This is a genomic window from Halorubrum lacusprofundi ATCC 49239 (genome assembly GCF_000022205.1).
Taxonomy (GTDB): domain Archaea; phylum Halobacteriota; class Halobacteria; order Halobacteriales; family Haloferacaceae; genus Halorubrum; species Halorubrum lacusprofundi.
This window is the reverse complement of sequence record NC_012029.1, coordinates 1,709,997-1,730,720: the sequence shown is the minus strand read 5'-3', so window position 1 is coordinate 1,730,720 and position 20,724 is coordinate 1,709,997. Positions and strand designations below refer to the sequence as shown.

Sequence of the window (20,724 nt, the reverse complement as noted above, 5' to 3'; positions counted from 1 at the left end):
CCGATTCTTCCACATACCTCGGGAGATTCGGCGATCTGTGTCATCATATAGCACGATACGGCGTCCGTATTTAAAACGCCGTCGCATGGGTGCGTTTTCGCCGTCTCTGCGGAGCTTACCGGGCCGTCGATTTTTCATCGTTCGACACCAGTATCACCTGTGCTCGACTCCCTTTCCGAACCGATGCGGATGCTCGTCACGCGGCTTGCCGTCCTCGTCGCCGGCGTGCTTCTCGGCGGCGCGCTGTACGCGCTCGGCGCGGGGAGCGTCCTCGTCGTCCCGCTCGCGGCGGTCGCGGCGGTCGTACTCGGCGAGGTGTACTTCCTCTTCGCGGACGGCGACGGGCCGGTTTAAGCGATTTTCATCATCCGCGTCTCGAACTTGCCGACGCGGACGCGCACCCACCCGGCGAGCTCCGCGTCGAGGTCGGGATCGTCGGTATCGACCCGGAGCGCCCGCACGTCGTCGAGTTTCGTCCGCGAGGCGACGATCCGGAGGTCGCACCGCCGGATCACCGCCGGCGACAGCTGCGGGTTTCCGCGGCCGAAGACGAATCCCTGTCCCCCGATCGGCGAGACGACGATCACGTTCTCCTCGCCGAGCGCGTCGAGGATCTCCGACTCGGTGCCGTCCCGGACGATAACCGCCCCGTCGCGCCACACGTCGACGCCGATCGGCGACGGCTCGAACCCGAGCTCCTCCTTGATCGCGCCGACCGTCGACCCCGGGCCGAGCACGAAGGTGACGCCCTCGCCCTCCCGCTCGCGGATGTCGTCGGCGACGCCCTCGGCGAGCGACTCGACGGTCCCGCTCGCGGTCTGTTTCGACGACTGGAGGTCCTCGGCGACCGGGACGCGCGCGACGGCTCGGAGTTCCGGGTGAACCTCCCCCTCGCGGTAGGCGTCCTCGTCGATGTCCATCACCTCGCGGCGCTCGGTGCGGGAGAAGGTCGCCGCGACCGCCGCGGCGTCCTCGGGCGAGACGGCGAACACGGACGAGTACACCTTCACGCCGGCTGGGACGCCGAGCATCGGGATCTCGGCTCCGGTCCGTTCCAACACCGTCGCCACGTCCGTCGCCGTGCCGTCGCCGCCGACGAACAGGACGAGGTCCACCGGGTCGTCGCCGGCGACGAACGCCTCGACGACGCGCGCGGTGTGGTCGGCCGTCGTCTCCGTGGGGTCGGGCGTCGCGCCGTCGAACGGGTCGACCACGCGGATCGGCTCGAAGCCGGCCTCGCGGACCAGCCGCTCGCCCATGGGGTCGGCGGCGGTCGAGATACGCGCCTCGGGCGCGACCGCCGCGAGCCGCTCCAGCGCCCGCCGCGCCCGGTCCGGCGCTCGCGGCTCGGCGCCGCGCGCGACCGCCTCCGCCACCTTCCCGTCGGTGCCCTTGAGCCCGACGCGGCCGCCCATCCCGGCGACCGGGTTCACCACGAATCCGACGTGCATGTCCGGTCCTTCGGCGGCGAGCCCTTAAGCGGGAGGCGTCTCGCCGCGGGAAGATCAAGATTAAGGCGCCCCCAGAACAAGCGCGAACCATGATCCTCGAAGCCGCCCCAGTCGAGCCGCTCCCGATCGACGCGACCGCGACCGCCGTGCTCGTCGCGAGCCTCGTGATCACCGCGCTGTGGCTCGCGTACTTATACCGGTAAGTCTGCGTCTCAGTCCTCAGTTCTCCGAATCGACCAGCTCCGACCGCTCTCGAACCCACTCGGCGGCGCGCTCCGCCTCGTCGGCGGCCGCCGCCGTGATCTTCACCCGTACGCTCTCACCGGGGTACGATCCGACAGTCACGTCGAACGTCTCCTGTAGCTCCGTGAATCGCTCTAGCAACTCGCTTTCCGGCTCGTCGACGTCGACGACGACGGTGTGGGTTGGGGTCCCTTCGAACTCCTCGACGACCGACTCGAACATCGCCTCCATCTCCGCCGGAACACCGGGGAGAACGTAGACTGACTCGACGACGGCGCCGGGCGCGACGCCCGCCTCATTGGCGAGCGGTCGACAGTCGGCCGGGAGGTGGGTCGTTTCGGCGACCAGATCGTCCGCGCTGTACCCACGCTCCGCGAGCCAGTCCGCGGCCTGATCGTTGGCGACGAGGTCGCGCCCGAACGCGGCCGCGACCGCCTCCATCGTCACGTCGTCGTGCGTCGGTCCGAGCCCGCCGGTGACGAGCACGGCGTCGTACTCGGCGTAGTATTCGTTGACGACGCGCGCGATCTCGGCGACCTCGTCGGGGACGACCGTTACCCGGCGGACCGTCACGCCGCGGTCGGCGAGCCGGCCGCAAAGCCACGTCGCGTTCGTGTTCTCGGTATCACCGACGAGGAGTTCGTCCCCGACGGTGACAATTGCGGCGTCCATACCCGCACAAGGCGTCGCGCACTGAAAAAGGGCGCCAGTCCGAAAGCAAAGTTGCCGACGGAAGGGGGAGCTATTCGTCGTCCTCGTCGTCTTCGTACACGCCGAGACCCATCTGCCGGCGTCGCTCGCGAAGCTCCTCCAGCTGTCGCCGGAAGTAGACCGTCCCGATGACGGCGGCGATCGCGGCGATCACGAGGATCACCCCGAAGACGAGCAGATCGGTCTCGCGGTACGATTGGACCACGACCGACCCGCTGGTGACGGAATCCCACGTGATCTGATCGCGGCCGTCGATCGTCTCGATCTCGTAACCGCGCGGCGACACGTGCCCGACGATCGGCATGTCGGTGCTGAACCCGGGCGGGAGCGTCACCACGTACGATCCCTCGATGTAGGTGAGCGTGGTGAATCGACGGGGCGACCCGGACGCCGAGATGGCCATTCGTCCGCCGTCCATCTCGTCGTCGAACCGGACCCACGTCTCGTCGGGGGTGCGATCGATCTCGCCGCCGCGGGCGCGGAACTCGCTCCCGTTAACCACCTCGCCGTCGGGGTACTGATACCGGAACGCCTCGAACTCGAAGGGCTGATCGCCCGTGTACGGGGTCTGCCGGTAGAACCGTATCTCGTCGACGCCGGAGACGTTGTACACCGCGGTGTACCGCGTCCCAGTCGACAGGTTGATCGCCGTGTCGCGGTCGGTCGCGAAGTCGTACGCCTGTGGCGGCTCGGCGTCGAGTGTCTCGTTCGCGACCTCGCCGCCGTCGTTGATGTAGGTGAGACACCCGGCGCTGACGACGAGCAGCGCGACGACCGCGAGAGCGAGAGCGAAGCGTCGGTTCACAGATTACACGACGCAGCGCATCTCCGCCGGGAGATACGAGCCGATCGAGGCCAACAGCCCCGGCGGGTCGGTGTCCTCGGTACAGACGACGCTCTGTTCTAAGAGCCCGAGTCGCTCGACGGTGATGATGTCCTGCGCGTGACCCGCACGGTTCACGGTCGCGCGGACCTCGCCGCGAGTCGCCGAGTTAACGTTGAGACGACCGTCCCCGCGCTGCCAGTCGTACAGGCGGTCGCGCTCGGCGTCCGACAGCCGGCTCGGCTCGGCGTCCGGGTCGCCGACGTCGCCGCCGTAGACGAACCGCACGGAGAGGTGCTGGACCAGTCCGAATCGCTCGACGACCTGCTCGGGCGACCCTCTGCCGAGGCCGATCTCGTCGGCCGGAATCTGCACGTCGACGCCGGCGTCGAGGACGAACCCGTCGTCGTCCCACGACTCCAGGGTACCGACGTACTCCTCGCCGGCCTCCAGTCCGTCGTCGTGGGCGACGATCTCGCCCCACGTCTCCGCGAGGACGTTGCGAGCGACTTCGGCGTCCTCGCCGCTCACGTCCACCTGCACGAAGTCGTCGTCGCGGACGCCGACCTGCCAGTCGACGTCGAGCTCGCCGATGTCGTTGGCGACCAGCGAGTTCATGCCGTCGAGTGCGCGGTCGCGGGCGTCACCCTCGACGTAGCACTTGGTTGCGAGAACGACCATTAGCCCGTCACGTCCACGTTGAGCTCGTTACGGAGCTTCTCGACGCGCTGCCCCATCGCCTCGCGGAGCCGGTCGTTGTCCATCGCCTCGACCGGAGAGCCGCACTCGGGGCACTCGAAGCCGAAGTCCATTGCCTCGCCGAACTCGAAGCGGATCGAACACACCTCACAGAGGTAAAACTCGTGGGTGCGCTCGTACTCCTCGCGCTCCTCTAAGGCGTCGAGCAGGCGGTACATCTCCTCTTCGAGATTCTCCGGGATGTTGTCGTAGTGGAACGTCCAGAGGTACGTGAGCCACCCCGAGTCCTCATCGCGCACCCGACGGTAGGTGGCGAGGTCGTTCTCGTACAGGATGAACAGCGCGCGTCGGACGTCGTTGAGCTCCAACCCGAGCTCCTCCGCCAGCTCTTCATCGGTGACCTCACCGTCGGGCGGTGCGGCCGCGACCGGCATCCCCGTCGGCCCCACCAGCTCGTGGAGGTACTTCTGGATGACGGGGTCGTTCAGTAGATCCTCAAAAGCCATTACGTGGATCTGGTAGAGAACCGGGTTAAAAGCTCCGGAAGAAACGGTCACCGCTGACCGCAGTTGCGGTTGTCCGCCCTTGCCGAGTCCGATCCCCTTTTCCGCGCCGCGGCGTCCCGCTGTCGCTCCCGACCGCGAGCGCTTGGAATCGATAGCCATCTTCAGCGAGAACGCGACCAAGATTGTCTGCGTTATCGACGAGAAACTCCGCGTCATCAAGCTGGTAGCGCTGGTGTAGCTCGGTCAGCAACCATCGTGTCGTCTGTTTCGTTGCGGTCGGATAGAGGCTCACGCGAAGGACCTCGTTCGTATACGGATCGACTGCGCCGTACAGCCGGGACTGCTGGCCGTGAAGGCGGAGCATCTTTTCGTCAACCGCAATTGATCCGTAGATACGGTCGAGATCGACTTTACAGTGTATCAACCCGAAGAGCGAAGCATGTACAACGAGATCTTGGTTCCGACAGACGGGAGCGCTGCTGCGGGAACAGCAACTGAAACAGCGCTTGACCTCGCACAACGCTTCGACGCCTCGCTCCACGCGATTACCGTCGTTGAACTGGACGAGCCTCCGGCTGACGTTGAATCGGAAGTTGCTGAGGAAGGAACTCAACGCGGGGAGAAGACGCTAGCGACACTCAGGAATCAGGCGGCTGACGTCGGCGTTTCAGCGACGACTCACGTCATAGAAACCGCTGACCCGGTCCACCAGACGATCATCGACTACGCGAGAGACCACGACGTAGATCTCATCGTGATGGGGACGCACGGACGAACAGGGTTGAATCGTCTCGTCCTCGGCAGCGTAACCGAGCGGACGCTTCGCACCTCGCCGGTGCCCGTCCTTACCGTCCACGAGGACACCACGCTCGATTCCGACTTCGAGACGGTCCTCGTTCCGACGGACGGCAGCGACGCGGCGAACGTTGCTGCGAATCACGGGATAACTATCGCAGAGGCGACCGATGCAGCGATGCATGTCATTCACGTCGTCGATCTCACCGCCGTCTCGGGAGAGTTCGGTAGTGCTGAGGTGCTAACTGCATTAGAGGAAGCAGGGCAACAAGCCGTCGACGACGTCATTCATCGAGCCGAAGACGCGGGTCTGCGATCTGTGGAGGCATCGATTCTGAGTGGGACACCTGCCCGAGCCATCTTGGACTACGCGGAAGAACGCGATATCGACCTCATCGTGATGGGGACGCACGGCCGAACCGGCCTAGAACGGTACCTCCTCGGGAGCGTCACCGAGAAAATCGTCCGTGTCGCAGACGTCCCCGTACTGACCGTCTCACTGCCTGAAAAACAGTAACCTAACGCCGTCGATTGCCTCCGGCAAAGCTTTACCCCGCCTGTGACACGACACGGTCGTATGGCATCGACCGGCGGCGGCGACCAGCGAGACGGCTCGGAGGAGTCCGACGGAGCCGAATCTCCGACGGGCGGAACGCGTGTCCGCCGGGCCGTCGGCGTGCTTGCGCTTCTCGCCGTCCCCGTCCTGCTCGCCGCCGTCCCGCTGGTCCCCGCCGCCGCGCTCCTCGGACCCGCCGGCCTCGGCGTCGCCGGCCCGGGCGTTCTCGGGGGGATTATCGCCGCCGTCGTCGTCGGACTCGGCGGCTCCGCGCTCCTCGGTCCGATCGTGGTCGACCGCCGGATCGCCCGGCTCCCCGAGGCCGAATTGGATAACCGCCCCGCCGACTTCGTCGCCGACCGCGTGGCGACGCTCGCGGACGAGGTCGGCGTCGACGCTCCCAAAGTGACGGTCGTCCGCGCCGACGCCGCCAACGTTGCCGTCGCCGACGGCCACCGCGGCTCGCGGCTCGTCGTCTCGACGCGGCTCCTCTCGCTGCCGGAGGCCGACCGGGACGCGGCGCTCCGGCACGCGCTCGTCCGGCTCCGGACTCGGGAAGCGCTCGTCGCGACCGCGCTGCTCCCGGCGCTCGCAGCGGTCGAGACGGTGGCGCTTCTGGCGACCCTGCTCGTCGGGCACCGCGGCGACCGGACGGCGGCGGACCGTCGCGTCAATCGAATCCACGGGTACGAGCCGGAGCGCGACCGGATCCCGTCGTGGGCGTACGCGGTTGTCGGCGTTGCGCTCTGGATACTGCTTCTGCCGGCGTGGGTCCCGGCGACCGTCGGCGACCGGCTCTACGTCGCGGGCGGGCGTCGGGACGCGGACGGGACGGTCGCGCGGGTCGGGACCGCCGAGCGCGAGGGACTCGGAAACGCGGTTGCGTTCGCCAGCGACGCCGCGGGTGCCGCCGACTGGCCGCCGCTCCTCGACCGGCTTTCGCTCATCTCGATGGCGGACGCCGAGACTGGTCGAGTGCGAGGGACGAGCCGGCAGGAGGCGCGAACGCGGCTCGCACGGATCCGGTCGAAACGGGCGCTGTGAGCACGGAGGCGGTCGCCGCCGAGAGATCAGGGGTTCGCGGGCACGACCAGTCGGAGCGTGGTCCCCTCGGCGGACGTGTCGACCGAGAACTCGCCGCCGGCCTTGCTCACGACCCAGTAGATCAGCCAGATACCCAGTCGGTCCGCGTGAGTTAACGGCGTCTCACCGCGGTCGAGGACTCGGGTCTCGTGGTCGGGAATGCCGGGACCGTTGTCGGTGATCTCGACCGCGAGCCACTCCGGCGATCGTCGCTCGACGCGAACGTCCACGGCGGGGTTCGGGCTGTCGTTGTGTTTGATCGCGTTCTCCACTCCCTCCTCGATCGCCGTCGGCAGCCCGACGACCGTCGTGTCGAGCGAGTCGTCCTCGGGGAGTGAGAGGGTGATCGTCGCCGCGGGGTACCGATCGCGCATCCGGCTCGCGAGTTGCGAGATCCCGCCGCGCAGCCCGGCGCTCGTCGCCGCCGGCGAGGGGGCCGAGAGCGTGTGGTCGATCTTCCGGGCCGCCGTCGCGATCCGCATCAGGTCGTCGGTCGTCTCGGCGATCACTTCGACCGATTTGAGCGCGTCCGGGTCGTCGAGGTCGCTCCGCAACAGGTCCGCGTACCCGGCGAGGAGGTTCATCTTGTTCCGGAGGTTGTGATCGAGGACGCGGTTCATTACCTCCAACCGCCGCTCGCGGATTTTCCGGTCCGTGATGTCCGTCTGGAAGCCGACGTAGTGAGTGACCTCCCCGTCCGCGTCGCTGATCGGGGCGACCGTGAGCCGGTTCCAGAACTGCTGGCCGTTGCACCGGTAGTTCAGGATGTCGACCGACGCCGGCCGCTCGTCGTCGATGGCCTCGCGGAGCGTCGCCCGGGTCTCCGGGTTCGTCCCCTCGCCCTGCAGGAACCGGCAGTCCCGGCCTAACACCTCCGAGCCGTAACCGGTGAGCGCCTCGAACCCCTCGCGTACACGATCGGGTTCCCGTCGTCGCCGGACTCCGCGATCGTGATGCCGACCGGTGCCTCGTTCATCGCGCGCTCTTTGAGTCGGAGGTCGTCGACCGTGTCGGCGAGTTTCCGTTCGCGAGCCGCGAGCCGGAGGGAGGTGTGTCGCCGCTCGACGAGGTTCCCGATCCGGGTGCGGAGCGCCCGCTTTCGCACCGGGAGTTCGACGACGTCGTCGGCGTGGTCCCACGCGGCCTCCGCCGCCGCCGGCGACGCGTCGTCGCCCGCGAGCAGCACGAACGGGAGGAAGGCGGGCGCCGCGCGCTCCCGCCGCGGCTCGATCGCTCCGGCGACCCGGTCGAACTCGCCGGTGCCGAAGACGCAGCAGTCGAACGTCGATTCGAGCGCAGCCGCGTCCGTCGTCACCTCGACGCGGAACCGGTCGCCGATGGCTTCGGCCACCAGCTCGCGATCGCGACCCGACCGCATGAAAAGCAGAACGCGGGCCTCGTCGTCCGAGTCGGACGATCTTCCGGAAGGGAGGTCGTCGTCGGTCCCCTCGGAGTCTGAGGCCATGCTTCCTGTAAGACGACCGCGCGACCACTAAGAGTTACCCATTTATAATGATCTAGGACGCGGTGTGAGTCGTATGTCAACACCACTTGCCGGTCGCGCTTCGACCGGCATCCGGGGACTCGACGAAGTTCTGTCGGGGGGGCTCGTCCCGGAGCGGAGCTACATGGTCCGCGGTCAGGCCGGCAGCGGAAAGACGATCCTGAGCTTCCATTTCCTCCAGCAGGGCGTCGACGAGGGGGAGACGGTGCTCTTCATCAACCTCGAGGAGGATCTCCGCGACCTGAAGGCGAACGCGGCGGCGCTCGGCTTCGACACCGACGCCATCGAGTTCCTCGATCTCAGCCCGAGCGCGGACGTGTTCGTCGAGGACGACTCGTACGAGGTGTTCGCGCCCGCCGAGGTCGAGCGGGAGCCGCTGACCGACAAGATCGTCGCGGGCGTGACCGCGGTCGACCCCGACCGCGTCGTCGTCGACCCGCTGACCCAGCTCCGCTTCCTGTTGTCCGACGACTACCAGTTCCGGAAGCAGGTGGTCGGGTTCATGCGCTTCCTGAAAGACCGGGAGGCGACGGTGCTCTTCACCGTCCAGAACACCGAATCGCTGCCGACGGACGATCTCGAGTTCATCACGGACGGGACGATCCGGCTGGACGCGGCGGAGTACGGCAAGACGGTCCGCGTCCCGAAGTTCCGCGGATCGGCGACCCAGAGCGGGGAGCACGCCTACCGGGTCACCGACTCGGGCATCGAGGTGTACCCCGCGCTCCAGCCCGGAAAGCGCGACGAGGACGCCACGTTCGAGCAGATCTCCTCGGGGATCCCGGAGTTCGACGAGCTGCTCCACGGCGGGATCGAACGGGGGACCGTCACGGTCGTGAGCGGGCCGACCGGCGTGGGGAAGACAACCCTGAGCACCCAGTTCATGAAGGAGGCCGCGGGTCGGGGGGAACGCTCCGTCATCTATCTCTTCGAGGAGAACAAGGGGACGTTCCTCACTCGGTCGCGCGCGGTAAACATCCCGGTGGACGAGATGATGGAGAAAGGGACCCTCCAGGTGAACGAGGTGGAGGCGTTAGAGCGGTCCCCACAGGAGTTCGGGCGGATGGTCCGCGAGGAGGTCGAAGAGCGCGGCGCGGACATCGTCATGATCGACGGGATCGCCGGGTACCGGCTGACGCTGCGCGGCGAGGAGGGGATGATGCTCCAGCAGATGCACGCGCTCGGCCGATATCTCAAGAACGCGGGCGTGACGGCGATCTTCGTCGACGAGACGCGGAACGTCACGGGAGAGTTTCAGGCGACGATGGAGAACATCAGCTACCTCGCGGACAACATCGTCTTCCTCCGCCACCTGGAGGTTCACGGCGAGATGCGGAAGGCGATCGGCGTGTTGAAAAAGCGAACGAGCGACTTCGAGCGGACCATCCGCGAGTTCCAGATCACCAGCCACGGGCTCAAGGTCGGCGAGCCGATGTCGGGGATGCGAGGAATTCTGAGCGGCACGCCCGAGGTCGTCGACGACGACCGGGAGCGCCAGCGCCGCGGTGTCGACCGCGAGAGCGAGGACTGCTGAGCGACCGGTTTCGCCGACGGTGACGAGCGGTGCGACGCCGGTACCACCGGAGGATGGTACGCCCCGATCCGGATCAGTCCCCGTCGCTGCGCTCTTCGTCGGCGTCGATCACCGTCTTGCCGGTCGCCTCCGGCATCACCCGCCGGTCGGCGTCTTCCCACTCGCGGTCCAGCTCCGTCCCCTCGAACAGCCGGTCGAGGAACACGGCGAGCCCGGCGACCTCGGAGTGCGGCTGGTTCGTCACGCCCACGTTGAAGTCGGCGCGCTCGTACAGCGCCCACGGCACCTTCTCGCCGCCGACGACGATCAGGAGGCCGTCGCCCCCTTGGATCGACTCGCGAACGTCTCCCTCCACGTCTTGGACGCGCTCGCCGTACATCGTGAGATGGACGACGACGCCCTCGAAGTTCCGGACGATCGCCTTCTGGTCGTCGCGCAGTTCGACCGCGAACGGGCCGCCGAACCGGTCGGTGATGTCTCGCACCGTCTCCGCCGACTGCCCGGCGTTGTCTGGGAAGATCACCCGGTCGGCGCCGAGCGCTCGGGCCGTGAGCCCAACGTGCGTCGTCATGCGGTCGTCGCGGCCCGGCCGGTGGCCGTACCGGAGGACGACGACCTCGCGCGCATCGTGCATACCGGCGGTGCGCCCGCGAGCGGCGTGGTCCTTTCGATGCGGGCTAGTCGGGGCCGTCCTCCTCGACGGCAGGCCTTCCGACGAGTATAGCCACGACCGTGGATCGTTCCCGTCAAAACCGGATAGAGGTGACCACGTAAGTGAAAGATTCATGGGGGAGGCGGTCGCCGGGTGCAGTATGACGAGCGTCAAGGAGTTCCGCGTCGACGAGCCCGCGACCGCCGACTCGCTCGGCCGGGGTCGGTTCGTCTTCACCGACGCCTACTCGGTGTTCGACTGGGGGCAGATGCCGGACGCGATCCCGCGCAAGGGCGCGAGCCTCTGTGCGATGGGCGCGTTCAACTTCGAACTGCTGGAAGACGAGGGCATCCCGACCCACTACCGGGGCGTCGCGGATCCCGGCCGGGACGTTGACGCGGGCGAGGAGGGTGAGACCGGGATCGTCCCGCTCGCCGACGCGACCGCCCCGCCGACGGAGATGGCCATCGACCTGACGCAGGTTCCCGACCTTCCCTACGAGGACCCCGAGGCCGGCTACGACTACGACGCCTTCCACGCCGCGGGCGGGGAGAACTACCTCGTCCCGCTGGAGGTCGTCTTCCGGAACCGGGTCCCGGTCGGGTCCAGCCTGCGGCGGCGCGCCGACCCCGCCGATTTCGGGCTCGACGCGGACCCCGATATCGACGCCGACGAGTGGCCCGACGGGCCGGTCGACCTCCCCGAGCCGGTCGTGGAGTTCTCGACGAAGTACGAACAGCAGGACCGCTACCTGACCCGCGCCGAGGCCGATCAGATCGCCGGCAGAGCCGACATCGACGCTCTCGAATCGCTCGCGCGCGACGTGAACCGGGTCGTCACCGAGCGCGCCGAGGCGGCCGGCTTCGTCCACGAGGACGGAAAGATCGAGTGCCTGTACACGGACGGCGAACTCCGCGTCGCCGACGTGGTCGGCACGTTCGACGAGAATCGTTTTTCCTACGGGGGACGGGGGATCTCGAAGGAGGTCGTCCGCCAGTGGTACAAGGCGAACGACCCCGCGTGGGTCGAGGCCGTGACAGAGGCAAAAACGGCGGTCGCCGACCGCGACATCGACGACTGGCGCGAACTCTGCGAGCGCGACCCCGAACCGCTGCCGCAGGCGGTCGTTGACGCGGTCTCCGAGCTGTACGCGGCCGGGACGAACGCGTACACCGATCGCGAGTGGTTCGACGTTCCCGATATCGAGGCGGCGCTCGACACGGTCGACGGGCTGTAGCCGGGCGCAGCTATGCGACTGCAGACACCGGAGAGAACGCCCGAACCCTCACGATCGACGAAACGCGAGGGAACCTCTTTAGCCCCAACGTGCGTGGGTCAGCACATGTCCACCGACGCCGACTTCGGGGAACGACTCGAGGCCCAGACCGCCACGTACCTCGATCGGATCGACGACTGCGTCGCCCTCCTCCCGCAGGCCTTCGACGAGTACGCGAGCGGCGGCCCGTACCGCGAGACGGTCGACGAAATTGCCGCCCTCGAAAGCGAGTGCGACGACCAAGTCAGGGAGATCACGGGCGTCATCACCAACGCCGGCCCGGACGACATTGGCCTGTTGAACACCCGGATCAACTTCAACGAGTCCGCGCTGCTCGACTTTTATAAGGAGCTCGACGTGGTCCCGAACCACACCGAACGGATCGTTCAGGAGGTGGCCATGATGCGGCCGGACGCGGACACCGACTCCTTCCGCGACATGCGCGAGATGGCCGATCGGATCACCAAGATGACCGCGGTCCTCGGCGACGTGGTCGAAAGGTTCGTCCGCGGGCTTGCGCGGAGCGACGCCACCGAGACGCTCACCGAAGGCATCGAGGCGATCCGCGATCTGGAAAGCGAGTGCGACGACCTCCGCAACGACGCCATCGAGACCGCCTTCGCCGACACCGACATCGACCAGCCGCTCGTCTACCGAGAGCTCGCGATCCTGTTGGACGAACTGGCGAACACGATCGAGGACCTCACCGATCGGATCGTCGTGATCGCGAGCAAGGAGCCGGGGATCGTGACCGATACGGACCCCGACGCGGACGTGGAGTAGGGGGTCGAGCCACCGGCCCCCTCACCGCTGCGCCCACTCCAGCATACGCGCGTAGAACGGCTCCGAGGCGAGCGCATCGTCGTCGCCGACCAGCGTCAGTTGCTTTTTCGCCCGCGTGAGCGCGACGTTCATCCGGCGGTGGTCCTCGAAGATCGGGCCGTCGAGATCGCCGGTCGCGACCAGCGAGACGACGATCACCTCCTTCGAGGAGCCCTGGAAGCGATCGACGGTATCGACGGTGACCGCGGTCCGCCGACCGATCTCGGCGACCTGCGCTCGGAACGGGGCGATGACGCCGATGTCGTCCGGATCGACGCCGGCGGCGACGTAGGCGTCGACGATCTCGGCGACGCGCTCGGCCTCCCGAACGTTCCGGTTCCCGTCGCGGGTCCCGTCCGGGTCGTCGAAGTCGACGCCGCCCGCGAGCCCGTCGGGGAGGTCGGCGGGGTCGACGCCGAGGTCGCGGAGGGTCTGGCCCGCGACTTCGGGGGTCGCGGGGCGGAGCGCGCCGTCGTAGAACTCCGCGGAGGCGAACGCCTGGATGCGCTGGCTCATCCGGTACTGGCGGTCGAGCATGACGCTCGCGTCGGGGTACTCCTCGATGAGCCGCTGGAAGAGAGAGGTCTGGAGGTCGTTCTCCGCGCGCACGACCGGGGGGAGCTGTTCGTGGTCGCCGACGAGGACGAACCGGTCCGCACGGTTGATCGCGGCGTGGGTGCCCGGCTCCGTGAGCTGTGAGGCCTCGTCGACGAGGGCCACGTCGAACTCGCACTCGCGGAGGACGCGAGAGCCGCAGGCCGCGGTGGTGGCGGCGACGACCGGTGCGTCCCGCAGTTCGGCGGCCTTCGCGTTGGGGTCGCCGCGCTGGACGAGCCGCACGTCCTGCATGTCGTCGCGGACGCCGGTTTCGCTCCCGACACGGAGCACCTCGTCAAAGCCCTGATCGCGCAGGGCCTCCAAGGCGTTGTCGACCGCCCGGTTGGTGAACGCCGAGAGCAACACCCGGTTCCCCTCTTCGACGAGCGCGCGGATCGTCCGAGCGATGGTGTACGTCTTCCCGGTGCCCGGCGGCCCGTGGATCAGTGCGCCGTCCTCGGCGTCGACGGCGAGTGAGACGGCCTCGTTCTGGGATGCGTTGTTGTCGATGTAGGCCTCGGGGGCGTCGGCGGGGCGGTCAGCAGCATCCCGGAACTCCGGCTCGCGCCGGCCGAACAGCACGTCCTTGCGCGCCTCGCTCCCTTTTAAGATCGCGTCGTGGAGCGCGGTGAGCGAGCGGTCGACGGAGATCTCGGAGGGGTACACGTCGAGCCGCCGGAGCTCGACCGGCTCGTCGGTCTCGACGACGACCTCGTCCTCACTCAGCGCGGTGATGCGGCCGAGTTCGCCGTGGCCGGTCACGGGGTCGCCGTCGCTCGCAAGTGCCACGTCGCCCTCGCGGAGCTTCGAGACGGCGTCGCCCGGCTTGCGAGCGCGGAGCTCCCACCGAGCGTCGTCGATCTCGGTCTGTGAGACCGGTTCCAGATCGATCAGCGCGCGGTCGTCCGCGGCGCGCTCCTCTGGGGTCTGCTCCCACAGCTTCCGGTACTCGGCGTGGGTCTCACGCCGCTCCTCCTCTAAGGCGACGTAAAACCGGTCGAAGTAGTCGCGTTCCTCGTTGGGGACCGGCGTGCCGACCGACCCCGCCTTCGACTCCTGATCGAGCCGGCCGGAAACGACCATGCAGGTGTCCTGCTCGAAGCAGTACTGACACTTCGCGTCGGCCTCGTACCCCGTCGGGACGGTGGGGCGCTCGCCGCGGTCGTTGAGCGCGCGCCACTCCATCGCCGCGAGGGCGTTGCGCTCGCGGACGACGAACTGCAAGAGGCCCTGACCCACGGAAAACTCCTTGGCGGGCGCGAGATTGCCCGATTCCTCGTTGCGATCGAGCGCGGTATTCTTCGTGTACAGCAACGTGCCGATATCGGGATCGACGCCGCGCTCCTCAAGCATGAGCGCGTAGCAGGCCGCCTGGATCTTGTCGTGGAAGCGCGGCTCCCGCTTGGTGTTTTTCCCGGTCTTCAGCTCGACGGGGGTCCCGCGCCGGAGCGCGTCGGCGCGTCCTTTTAAGCCGAACGTCGGCGAGATGAGGGTGAACTCCGACCGCCACGTGTCCTCGTCGGTCAGCGTGCCCTGCGAGAGCCACCCCTCGATCGCGGCGGCGTTCCGGCGCACCTCGTCGGCGACCTCCTCGGGCTCGTAGCCCAGCAGACCGAGTTCGAGGCCCGCCTCCTCAACGCGGTCGACGACGGAGTCCTCTAACTCCATCCCGCGCAGCAGGTCGCCGAACACCTCGTGGACGACGGTCCCTTTGACGACCGGGTAGTTCAGCGGAATCCCGGAGAGCTTGTTTAAATAGTACATCCGCGGGCACTGCACCCACGACCGGATCCCGGTCACGTCGACGAGGAAGTCGGGTTCGAGCACGACCCACGAGTCGCCCGTGGTCGCGTAGCCCGTCTCGCCGCCGAACTCGTCTTCCTCGGCGTCGGTGACCAGCAGTTCCATGCCCGGTTCGGCGTGCTCGGCGGTCTCGGTCCACTTGCCCCACAGCGTCACGTCGACCGCGTCGCCGGCGCCGCGGTCGGGCCGGATCCGGAGCTCCCGGAGCTCGCGATCGCCGTACGACGTCGACACCGTGCGTGTCTCTCCGACGGAGAGGATCGGCCCCCGAACGTTCACGGCCGTCATCGGCGGCGACCTCGAAAAACGCTGTCGGTGGGGATCGTCGCGCTCGCAGACAGCGCCGTGAGCGTCCACGTCGCCGGTCTCATGCTGTGGGGCCTGTTCCGCGAGGGATTCGATACGTTCCGTTTTCGGGTCTTGTTGTACCTCGCGTGTTCTGGGGCAGCGTCGGCTCGCTCCCGGCACAACGGTTTTGACGATGCTCTGAGTGTATTCCCCATGACCGACACCGGTTCCGCGCCCCTGTTCCGCGTCGACGAGGTCGGATCGTGGGGAGCGCTCTACTGGCTCGGCCTGTTGTGTTCGGTCGGGATCGCCGGGATCAATCTCTACGTCTGGACGCTGACCGGGATGCCGCACTTCCTCGCGGTCGCCGGGAGCTTCGTCTTCGGTGTCGGCCTCTTTTTCACCCGGTTCTGGAGTCCGGCGGTGTACCTCGTCGGCGTCGTCCACGTCATCGCGCTCGGCGTCGTCTGGGTCCTCGGCGGACGCGCGTTCCTCGTCCTCGGCGCGGTCAACGGCATCTTCAGCGTCGGACTGTTGGCGGTCGCGCTGTGGCTGTTCTTCGCGGAGTATCGCACGGCCGACGACTGAGGCGATCGACGCTCACCGACACGCTCAAGCGCGCTCACTTATAAGGATCCGTCGACATGCGCGTGCGAGACTGGGACGACATCCTCGCCGATGTCGCAAGCGACTCGACCGACCCCGACGGCTGGCGCGCGGTCGCTGGCTCCAGACGCGAGGGGCTCGGTGAGGACCTCTACTTCGGCCACCCGAGCGTCGGCGTCTACCACCTGAAGACGTACGCGAAGAACCCCCGCGACCTCCGCGGCGTGGGCGCGAAGATCGCCCGCCGGGTCGACGACGAGCTCGATCCCCTGCTCCCGAACGAGGAGTCGGCCGGACGGTTCGCGGTGCGGTCGCCGCCCGAGGACGAGGCGGCGGCCGAGGACGCCGCGACCCGACTCCGCGAGACGCTGAAGGTGCACGCGGAGGCGCCTACGAGCCCCGATCACCTGTTCGAGGACGTGATGGAGGCGATCGACTCGCCGGCGTTCGGCCCGATGGACTACGAGTTCGACGGCCGCCCGGACGAGCTCGACGAGCTCTCGGACACCTTCGAGGAGGCCGAGGAGCTTCTCTCGTCCGAGCTGGAGGACCTGATCGACGAAGACGACGTGGACCGCGGCTTTCACTGACCGGACCTCTTCCATTCCCTCACCCGCCGACGATCCTTTATAAACAACGACCGTACGATCCACATGAGCTATCCGGTCACCTACTACTGTCCGCACTGCGGGACCCTCGTCGAGCTGGAACGCGACGGCTACCTCGCGGACAAGTCGGTGACGCCGTACCCCCTCGAAGGGTGGACGTACGTCGACCCGACGGAGCCGTTCGAGGGCGACGACGCCGACGGCGTCCGATTCGTCTGCGGCGAGAGTGACGGGGTCGACTGGGACCCGCACGACGGCGTGCGCGGGCCGGACGTGAGCGAGACGAGTGACGAGGGCGAAACGAGTGGTGAACCGCGCGACGCCCCCAGCTGCGGCGAGCCCTTTTACCTCTCCTTCGTGCGCTACGAGGAGGGCCGCGAGATCGACCCGCGCGCCGAGTCGGAACTGGTGGAGATCGACCCCGATCCACGTCCGAGCGGGCCGCGCGGACCGAGTGGTCCGCCGGGGCCTGACGGGGGCGGAGGCGGCTCAGGCGGCGGCTTCTGGTAGGATCGGAAGCGAGAATTGGCTCCAACTTTCCGCGAGCGTCAGCCGAGCCATTCGTCAAAATCAGCCGTAGCATTATGCGGCTGAAGCGCGACGGGAGACGTATGGCGGACACCAAATCCGGGCGCGACAAACAGGCACGCGACGCGGAGCGCCGACAGATACAGCGAGACATCTCGGAGGCCCGAGAACGCGGCGACGAACTGGAGCCGACCCCCGATCCGCCGACCGAGTGCCACCGCCGGGGCTGTTCCGAGCCCGTGGCGTTCTCTGTCACCGAGCGGTACCAGGAGGAAACCGGGGCGGGCGCCGTGGAGGCGACGGCGTTCCTCTGTGTGGACCACACCGCCGTCGAATCCCCGATGAACCTGGACGACGCGTACGAGGGGTACGTGTTCCACGTCGAGCCGGTCGCCGCCGGCGACGGTAACTGAGACGCTGACGACGACGACTGACAAACCACTTACTGCGGGAGCGAGAACGGTCGGGCATGGAAAGCATCAACCGGACCGCGATCGAGCTCGTCGACGAGGCGCTCGACTTCGCCGGCGAGCTCGACGTCGTCGGCTACGAGCTGGACAACGGCGCCACCGTCGTCGATTTCGGAATCGACGCCGCGGGCGGCGTCGAGGCGGGACTGCTGCTCGCCGAGATCCAGACCGCTGGGCTCGCGAATCTCCGCACCCGCATGGGCGAGGTCGCAGGGGCGCCGCGTCAGTACGTCGAGCTGTCGACCGACCACCCAGCGATCGCGCTGCTCTGCTCGCAGAAGGCCGGCTGGGAACTCGCCTTCGACTCCGGCTTCGAAGGACTCGGCTCGGGGCCGGCCCGGGCGCTCGTCGGACAGGAGGCCGAGTTCGAGCGCGTCGGCTACTACGACTCCTCCGAGTTCGCGACGCTCACCGTTGAGTCGACGACGCTTCCGACCGAGGAGGTCGCCGAACACGTCGCCGACCTCGCCGAGGTCGAGGCCGAGGGCGTGTTCCTGCCGGCCTACGCGACCGGCTCCACCGCGGGCTCGGTCGCGACTGCGGCTCGCGCCGCGGAGCTCGCCGTCTTCCGCCTGCTTGAGCTCGGCTACGAGCCGACCGACGTGCTCCACGCCTCCGGCGCCGCACCGATGGCCCCGGCCACCCGCGACGAGGATCTGGCGATGGGGCGGACGAACGACGCCTTAGCCTACGGTGGGGAGGTTCACCTGCAGGTCGCGCGAGACGACGACCGCTTCGACCAGATCGTCTCGACCGCCCGCGAGGAGTACGGGACGCCCTTCGTCGAGGTGTTCGAGGACGCCGACTGGGACTTCTACGAGGTCGACGAGCGCGTCTTCGCGCCCGCGAAGGTCACCGTCGACGTCGTCGACGGCCCCGTCTACACGGTCGGCGAGACGGACGAGGAGCTGCTCGCGGAGTCGTTCGGCTACCGCTGAGGCGGTCCCCACGATGCGTCTCAAGCCGGTCCCCGAACCCCCCGACTCGCTCGATGACCTCCGCGCGTTCCAGCGGGCGGTGCCGCTCGTCCCGGGAAGCACTGACGACTGCTGTGCCCGGCTCCGCGAGCGCCGAGGGCTCTCCGACCGCCAGACCGCGAACGACTGGCTGGCGTTCCTGCGCGCGCTCGGACTGGCCCGGGAGACATCCCGAGGATTCGTCAGGACCGACGCCGAGCCGACCCCGGAGCGCGTCCGAGAGGGGCTCCGCGACGGTGTGCTTCTCGTTCCCGAGGCGCTTACCGCCCTGAGAGACGCCTCGCCCGCGGACCCGCTTACCCCCGAAGGACTGTTTGCGGCGACCCGAGAGTCGGTCCCGCGGCACGACCGCGCCCGCGACCCGAACTGGGAGGCGACGTGGCGCGAGCGCGCCGATCGGCTCCTCCGGTGGCTCGCGCTCGTCGACCTCGCCGAGGAGATCGAGGCGGGTGAGGCGGGTGAGAGCGAGGCTCCGGAAGCGAGTTCGGTCGCCTACGTCGCCGGCGAAGCGGTCTGAAACGCCGTGTTACGGCGTTCGACAGCCGGTCCGTGACAAGCCTTTTACTCGGAGCCGGAGACGGTGATCGCATGGGACGATTCGACGGGCGGGACGGACCGCTGCGGGTCCGGTACGAGCCGACGAGCGTGAAGGACCTGCTCGTGGAGATGAAAGACACCGCCGAGCTGCTGATCGACCTGTCGTACTCCGCGGTCCTCCACGGGAGCCCGACGATCGCCCACGAGGTCGTCGAACTCGAACACCGAATGGACGTGCTCCAGATGCGCGCGCGCATGAGCCTCATGCTCGCGGCCCGGAGCCCGGACGAGGCCGAGACGCTGGCGCCGGTACTCGGTGTGGTCGGCGCGGCCGACAAGATCTCCGACGCCGCCGGCGACATCGCCAAGATCGTCACCGAGGAGATCGGCCTCCCCGACGCGATGCGCGGCGCGCTCACCGAGGGCGTCGAGACGCTTGTCCGCGGCACCGTGTCGGCCGACTCCGCGTATGCGGGGCGGACGCTGAAGGACATCGACCTCGAGTCGAAGACGGGCGTACGCGTCATCGCGATCCGGCGCGAGGACGACTGGATCTTCAACCCCGGCCCGAAGACCCAGATCGAGGTCGGCGACGTGACGCTCCTCCGCGGGCCCGAAACGGGGGTCGTCGATGTCCATCCGACGCTGACTGGCGACCCGTTCGACCCGAACGAGCCACCGGAGCCCGCCATCAACGACTTAGAGCGCGCGGTCGATTCCATCGTGTTGATGAAGAATCTCTCGGAGCTGGCGGTCGATCTGGCGTACGGCTCTGTCCTCTTCGACAACGAGGCGCTCGCCGAAGAGGTGTCGAACCTGGAGATCGAGGTCGACGCGCTCCAGTCGCGGTTCGAAGCGTGGACCCTCCGGGCCGCCCAGGAGGCCGACGACCCCGTGTCGCTGCGCGGGCTGATACACCTCGGTGTCGCGACCGAAGAGATCTCCGACGCCGCCCTGGAGATTACCGAGGGCGTCATGCGCGACATCGGCGTCCACCCCGTCGTGGAGATGGCGGTCCAAGAGTCCGACGAGATCATCACCCGGACCGTGATCGTCGAGGGGAGCAACCTCGACGGCACCCGGATCGAGAACGGAATCCCCGCGACTGATATCTCGACGAGCGTCATCGCGATCCGCCGGCCCGACGAGGGGTGGCTCGTCGGTCACGACATCGACACCACCCTCCGGGCCGGCGACGCTGTCCTCTCGAAGGGGACCCGCACCTCGGCCGAGGAGTTCGAGGCGCTCGCGGCGTGACGACACCTCCGACCGACGATCCCGCGCGGCTCGTCCGCGCGTACTACGACGCGCTCGATACCGGCGACTACGACCGGCTCGCTACGTTGCTCGCCCCCGAGTTCGTCCAGCGACGCCCGGACCGCACTTTCGAGGGCCGCGGCCGCTTCGTCGCGTTCATGCGCGACGAGCGCCCGATGACGGACACGAGCCACGCCGTCGACGCGGTGTACCCCGATGGTCCCGGCGTCGCCGTCCACGGCCGGCTGCTCGACGCCGACGGCGACGAGGTGTTCGCGTTCGTGGACGTTTTTTCCGTCGCGGACGGGCGTCTCACCGCGCTGGAGACGTACGCCGCGTCGGACGACGATTGATAACGAGTCGACGACGAATTATAAAGAGCCGACGACGACAGCCAC

General features: G+C 68.0%; 23 protein-coding genes and 1 pseudogene. 14 read left to right on the top strand and 10 right to left on the bottom strand.

Going from position 1 to position 20,724, the window contains the following annotated elements:
• The first annotated feature begins 159 nt into the window (after positions 1-159).
• Positions 160-354, top strand: coding sequence for a hypothetical protein (locus tag HLAC_RS08515; protein ID WP_049933442.1), 195 nt, complete (start codon positions 160-162; stop codon positions 352-354).
• Here HLAC_RS08515 and HLAC_RS08510 read toward each other — a convergent pair.
• The 6 genes and pseudogenes from HLAC_RS08510 to HLAC_RS08485 form a co-directional block, all read right to left on the bottom strand.
• The gene (locus HLAC_RS08510; protein WP_015910434.1) at positions 351-1,451 is read right to left on the bottom strand and encodes an ATP-NAD kinase family protein; all 1,101 of its coding nucleotides are present in this window, start codon (positions 1,449-1,451) and stop codon (positions 351-353) included. The two genes, HLAC_RS08515 and HLAC_RS08510, sit on opposite strands and share 4 nt — an antisense overlap.
• 219 nt (positions 1,452-1,670) lie before the next feature.
• Positions 1,671-2,366 (bottom strand): competence/damage-inducible protein A, encoded by a 696-nt coding sequence (locus tag HLAC_RS08505; protein ID WP_015910432.1) that lies wholly within the window; start codon positions 2,364-2,366, stop codon positions 1,671-1,673.
• A gap of 70 nt (positions 2,367-2,436) precedes the next feature.
• A complete protein-coding gene (locus tag HLAC_RS08500; RefSeq protein ID WP_015910431.1) occupies positions 2,437-3,210 on the bottom strand; it encodes a DUF5803 family protein in 774 nt (257 codons plus the stop codon).
• A gap of 3 nt (positions 3,211-3,213) precedes the next feature.
• Positions 3,214-3,909 (bottom strand): DUF2110 family protein, encoded by a 696-nt coding sequence (locus tag HLAC_RS08495; protein ID WP_015910430.1) that lies wholly within the window; start codon positions 3,907-3,909, stop codon positions 3,214-3,216.
• Positions 3,909-4,433 carry a transcription factor gene (locus HLAC_RS08490; RefSeq protein ID WP_015910429.1) on the bottom strand — a complete coding sequence of 175 codons (525 nt, stop codon included), beginning with the start codon at positions 4,431-4,433 and terminating at the stop codon, positions 3,909-3,911. The genes HLAC_RS08495 and HLAC_RS08490 overlap by 1 nt, the downstream gene beginning before the upstream one ends.
• 106 nt (positions 4,434-4,539) lie before the next feature.
• A pseudogene (locus HLAC_RS08485) lies at positions 4,540-4,847 on the bottom strand (IS6 family transposase); the annotation flags it as partial.
• Between the two features lie 25 nt (positions 4,848-4,872).
• Here HLAC_RS08485 and HLAC_RS08480 point away from each other — a divergent pair.
• Positions 4,873-5,745, top strand: a complete 873-nt coding sequence (locus HLAC_RS08480; protein WP_015910428.1) for a universal stress protein — start codon at positions 4,873-4,875, stop codon at positions 5,743-5,745.
• A 60-nt stretch (positions 5,746-5,805) separates the two neighbouring features.
• Complete coding sequence (locus tag HLAC_RS08475) at positions 5,806-6,828, top strand: hypothetical protein (RefSeq protein ID WP_015910427.1); 1,023 nt, start codon at positions 5,806-5,808, stop codon at positions 6,826-6,828.
• 26 nt (positions 6,829-6,854) lie between these two features.
• On the opposite strand, the gene HLAC_RS19875 is transcribed toward HLAC_RS08475, so the two are convergent.
• Positions 6,855-7,739 carry a PAS domain-containing protein gene (locus tag HLAC_RS19875; RefSeq protein WP_015910426.1) on the bottom strand — a complete coding sequence of 295 codons (885 nt, stop codon included), beginning with the start codon at positions 7,737-7,739 and terminating at the stop codon, positions 6,855-6,857.
• Positions 7,733-8,332 (bottom strand): hypothetical protein, encoded by a 600-nt coding sequence (locus HLAC_RS19870; RefSeq protein ID WP_309242168.1) that lies wholly within the window; start codon positions 8,330-8,332, stop codon positions 7,733-7,735. Before HLAC_RS19870 ends, HLAC_RS19875 begins: the two co-directional genes overlap by 7 nt.
• A 73-nt stretch (positions 8,333-8,405) precedes the next feature.
• Here HLAC_RS19870 and HLAC_RS08465 point away from each other — a divergent pair, with 73 nt between their 5' ends.
• Positions 8,406-9,905: an ATPase domain-containing protein gene (locus HLAC_RS08465; RefSeq protein ID WP_015910425.1), complete on the top strand. Its 1,500-nt coding sequence runs from the start codon at positions 8,406-8,408 to the stop codon at positions 9,903-9,905.
• A 73-nt stretch (positions 9,906-9,978) separates the two neighbouring features.
• Here the strand turns inward: HLAC_RS08465 and HLAC_RS08460 are convergent, their stop codons facing one another.
• Positions 9,979-10,539, bottom strand: a complete 561-nt coding sequence (locus HLAC_RS08460; RefSeq protein WP_015910424.1) for a tRNA (cytidine(56)-2'-O)-methyltransferase — start codon at positions 10,537-10,539, stop codon at positions 9,979-9,981.
• A 178-nt stretch (positions 10,540-10,717) separates the two neighbouring features.
• Between HLAC_RS08460 and HLAC_RS08455 the strand changes: the two genes are divergently transcribed.
• Together HLAC_RS08455 and HLAC_RS08450 are read left to right on the top strand one after the other, a co-directional pair.
• A complete protein-coding gene (locus tag HLAC_RS08455) occupies positions 10,718-11,794 on the top strand; it encodes a phosphoribosylaminoimidazolesuccinocarboxamide synthase (protein ID WP_015910423.1) in 1,077 nt (358 codons plus the stop codon).
• Positions 11,795-11,899: 105 nt separating this feature from the next.
• Positions 11,900-12,616, top strand: a complete 717-nt coding sequence (locus HLAC_RS08450; protein WP_015910422.1) for a DUF47 domain-containing protein — start codon at positions 11,900-11,902, stop codon at positions 12,614-12,616.
• A gap of 21 nt (positions 12,617-12,637) precedes the next feature.
• Here the strand turns inward: HLAC_RS08450 and HLAC_RS08445 are convergent, their stop codons facing one another.
• On the bottom strand, positions 12,638-15,334 hold the full coding sequence (locus HLAC_RS08445) for an AAA domain-containing protein (RefSeq protein ID WP_049933712.1): 2,697 nt from the start codon (positions 15,332-15,334) through the stop codon (positions 12,638-12,640).
• Between the two features lie 222 nt (positions 15,335-15,556).
• On the opposite strand from HLAC_RS08445, the gene HLAC_RS08440 reads away from it, so the two are divergent.
• From HLAC_RS08440 to HLAC_RS08405, 8 genes are all read left to right on the top strand, one after another.
• Positions 15,557-15,931, top strand: a complete 375-nt coding sequence (locus tag HLAC_RS08440; RefSeq protein ID WP_049933710.1) for a hypothetical protein — start codon at positions 15,557-15,559, stop codon at positions 15,929-15,931.
• Positions 15,932-15,987: 56 nt separating this feature from the next.
• The gene (locus HLAC_RS08435) at positions 15,988-16,539 is read left to right on the top strand and encodes a hypothetical protein (RefSeq protein ID WP_015910419.1); all 552 of its coding nucleotides are present in this window, start codon (positions 15,988-15,990) and stop codon (positions 16,537-16,539) included.
• A 63-nt stretch (positions 16,540-16,602) separates the two neighbouring features.
• Complete coding sequence (locus HLAC_RS08430; protein WP_015910418.1) at positions 16,603-17,067, top strand: DUF7969 family protein; 465 nt, start codon at positions 16,603-16,605, stop codon at positions 17,065-17,067.
• 101 nt (positions 17,068-17,168) lie between these two features.
• Positions 17,169-17,498: a hypothetical protein gene (locus tag HLAC_RS08425; protein ID WP_049933439.1), complete on the top strand. Its 330-nt coding sequence runs from the start codon at positions 17,169-17,171 to the stop codon at positions 17,496-17,498.
• Positions 17,499-17,554: 56 nt separating this feature from the next.
• Positions 17,555-18,493, top strand: coding sequence for a methenyltetrahydromethanopterin cyclohydrolase (gene mch / locus HLAC_RS08420; protein ID WP_015910416.1), 939 nt, complete (start codon positions 17,555-17,557; stop codon positions 18,491-18,493).
• Between the two features lie 13 nt (positions 18,494-18,506).
• Positions 18,507-19,049 carry a double winged helix-containing putative transcriptional regulator gene (locus HLAC_RS08415; protein ID WP_015910415.1) on the top strand — a complete coding sequence of 181 codons (543 nt, stop codon included), beginning with the start codon at positions 18,507-18,509 and terminating at the stop codon, positions 19,047-19,049.
• Positions 19,050-19,120: 71 nt separating this feature from the next.
• Positions 19,121-20,326 carry a potassium channel family protein gene (locus HLAC_RS08410; protein ID WP_015910414.1) on the top strand — a complete coding sequence of 402 codons (1,206 nt, stop codon included), beginning with the start codon at positions 19,121-19,123 and terminating at the stop codon, positions 20,324-20,326.
• On the top strand, positions 20,323-20,679 hold the full coding sequence (locus HLAC_RS08405; RefSeq protein ID WP_015910413.1) for a nuclear transport factor 2 family protein: 357 nt from the start codon (positions 20,323-20,325) through the stop codon (positions 20,677-20,679). The genes HLAC_RS08410 and HLAC_RS08405 overlap by 4 nt, the downstream gene beginning before the upstream one ends.
• Positions 20,680-20,724 lie beyond the last annotated feature (45 nt).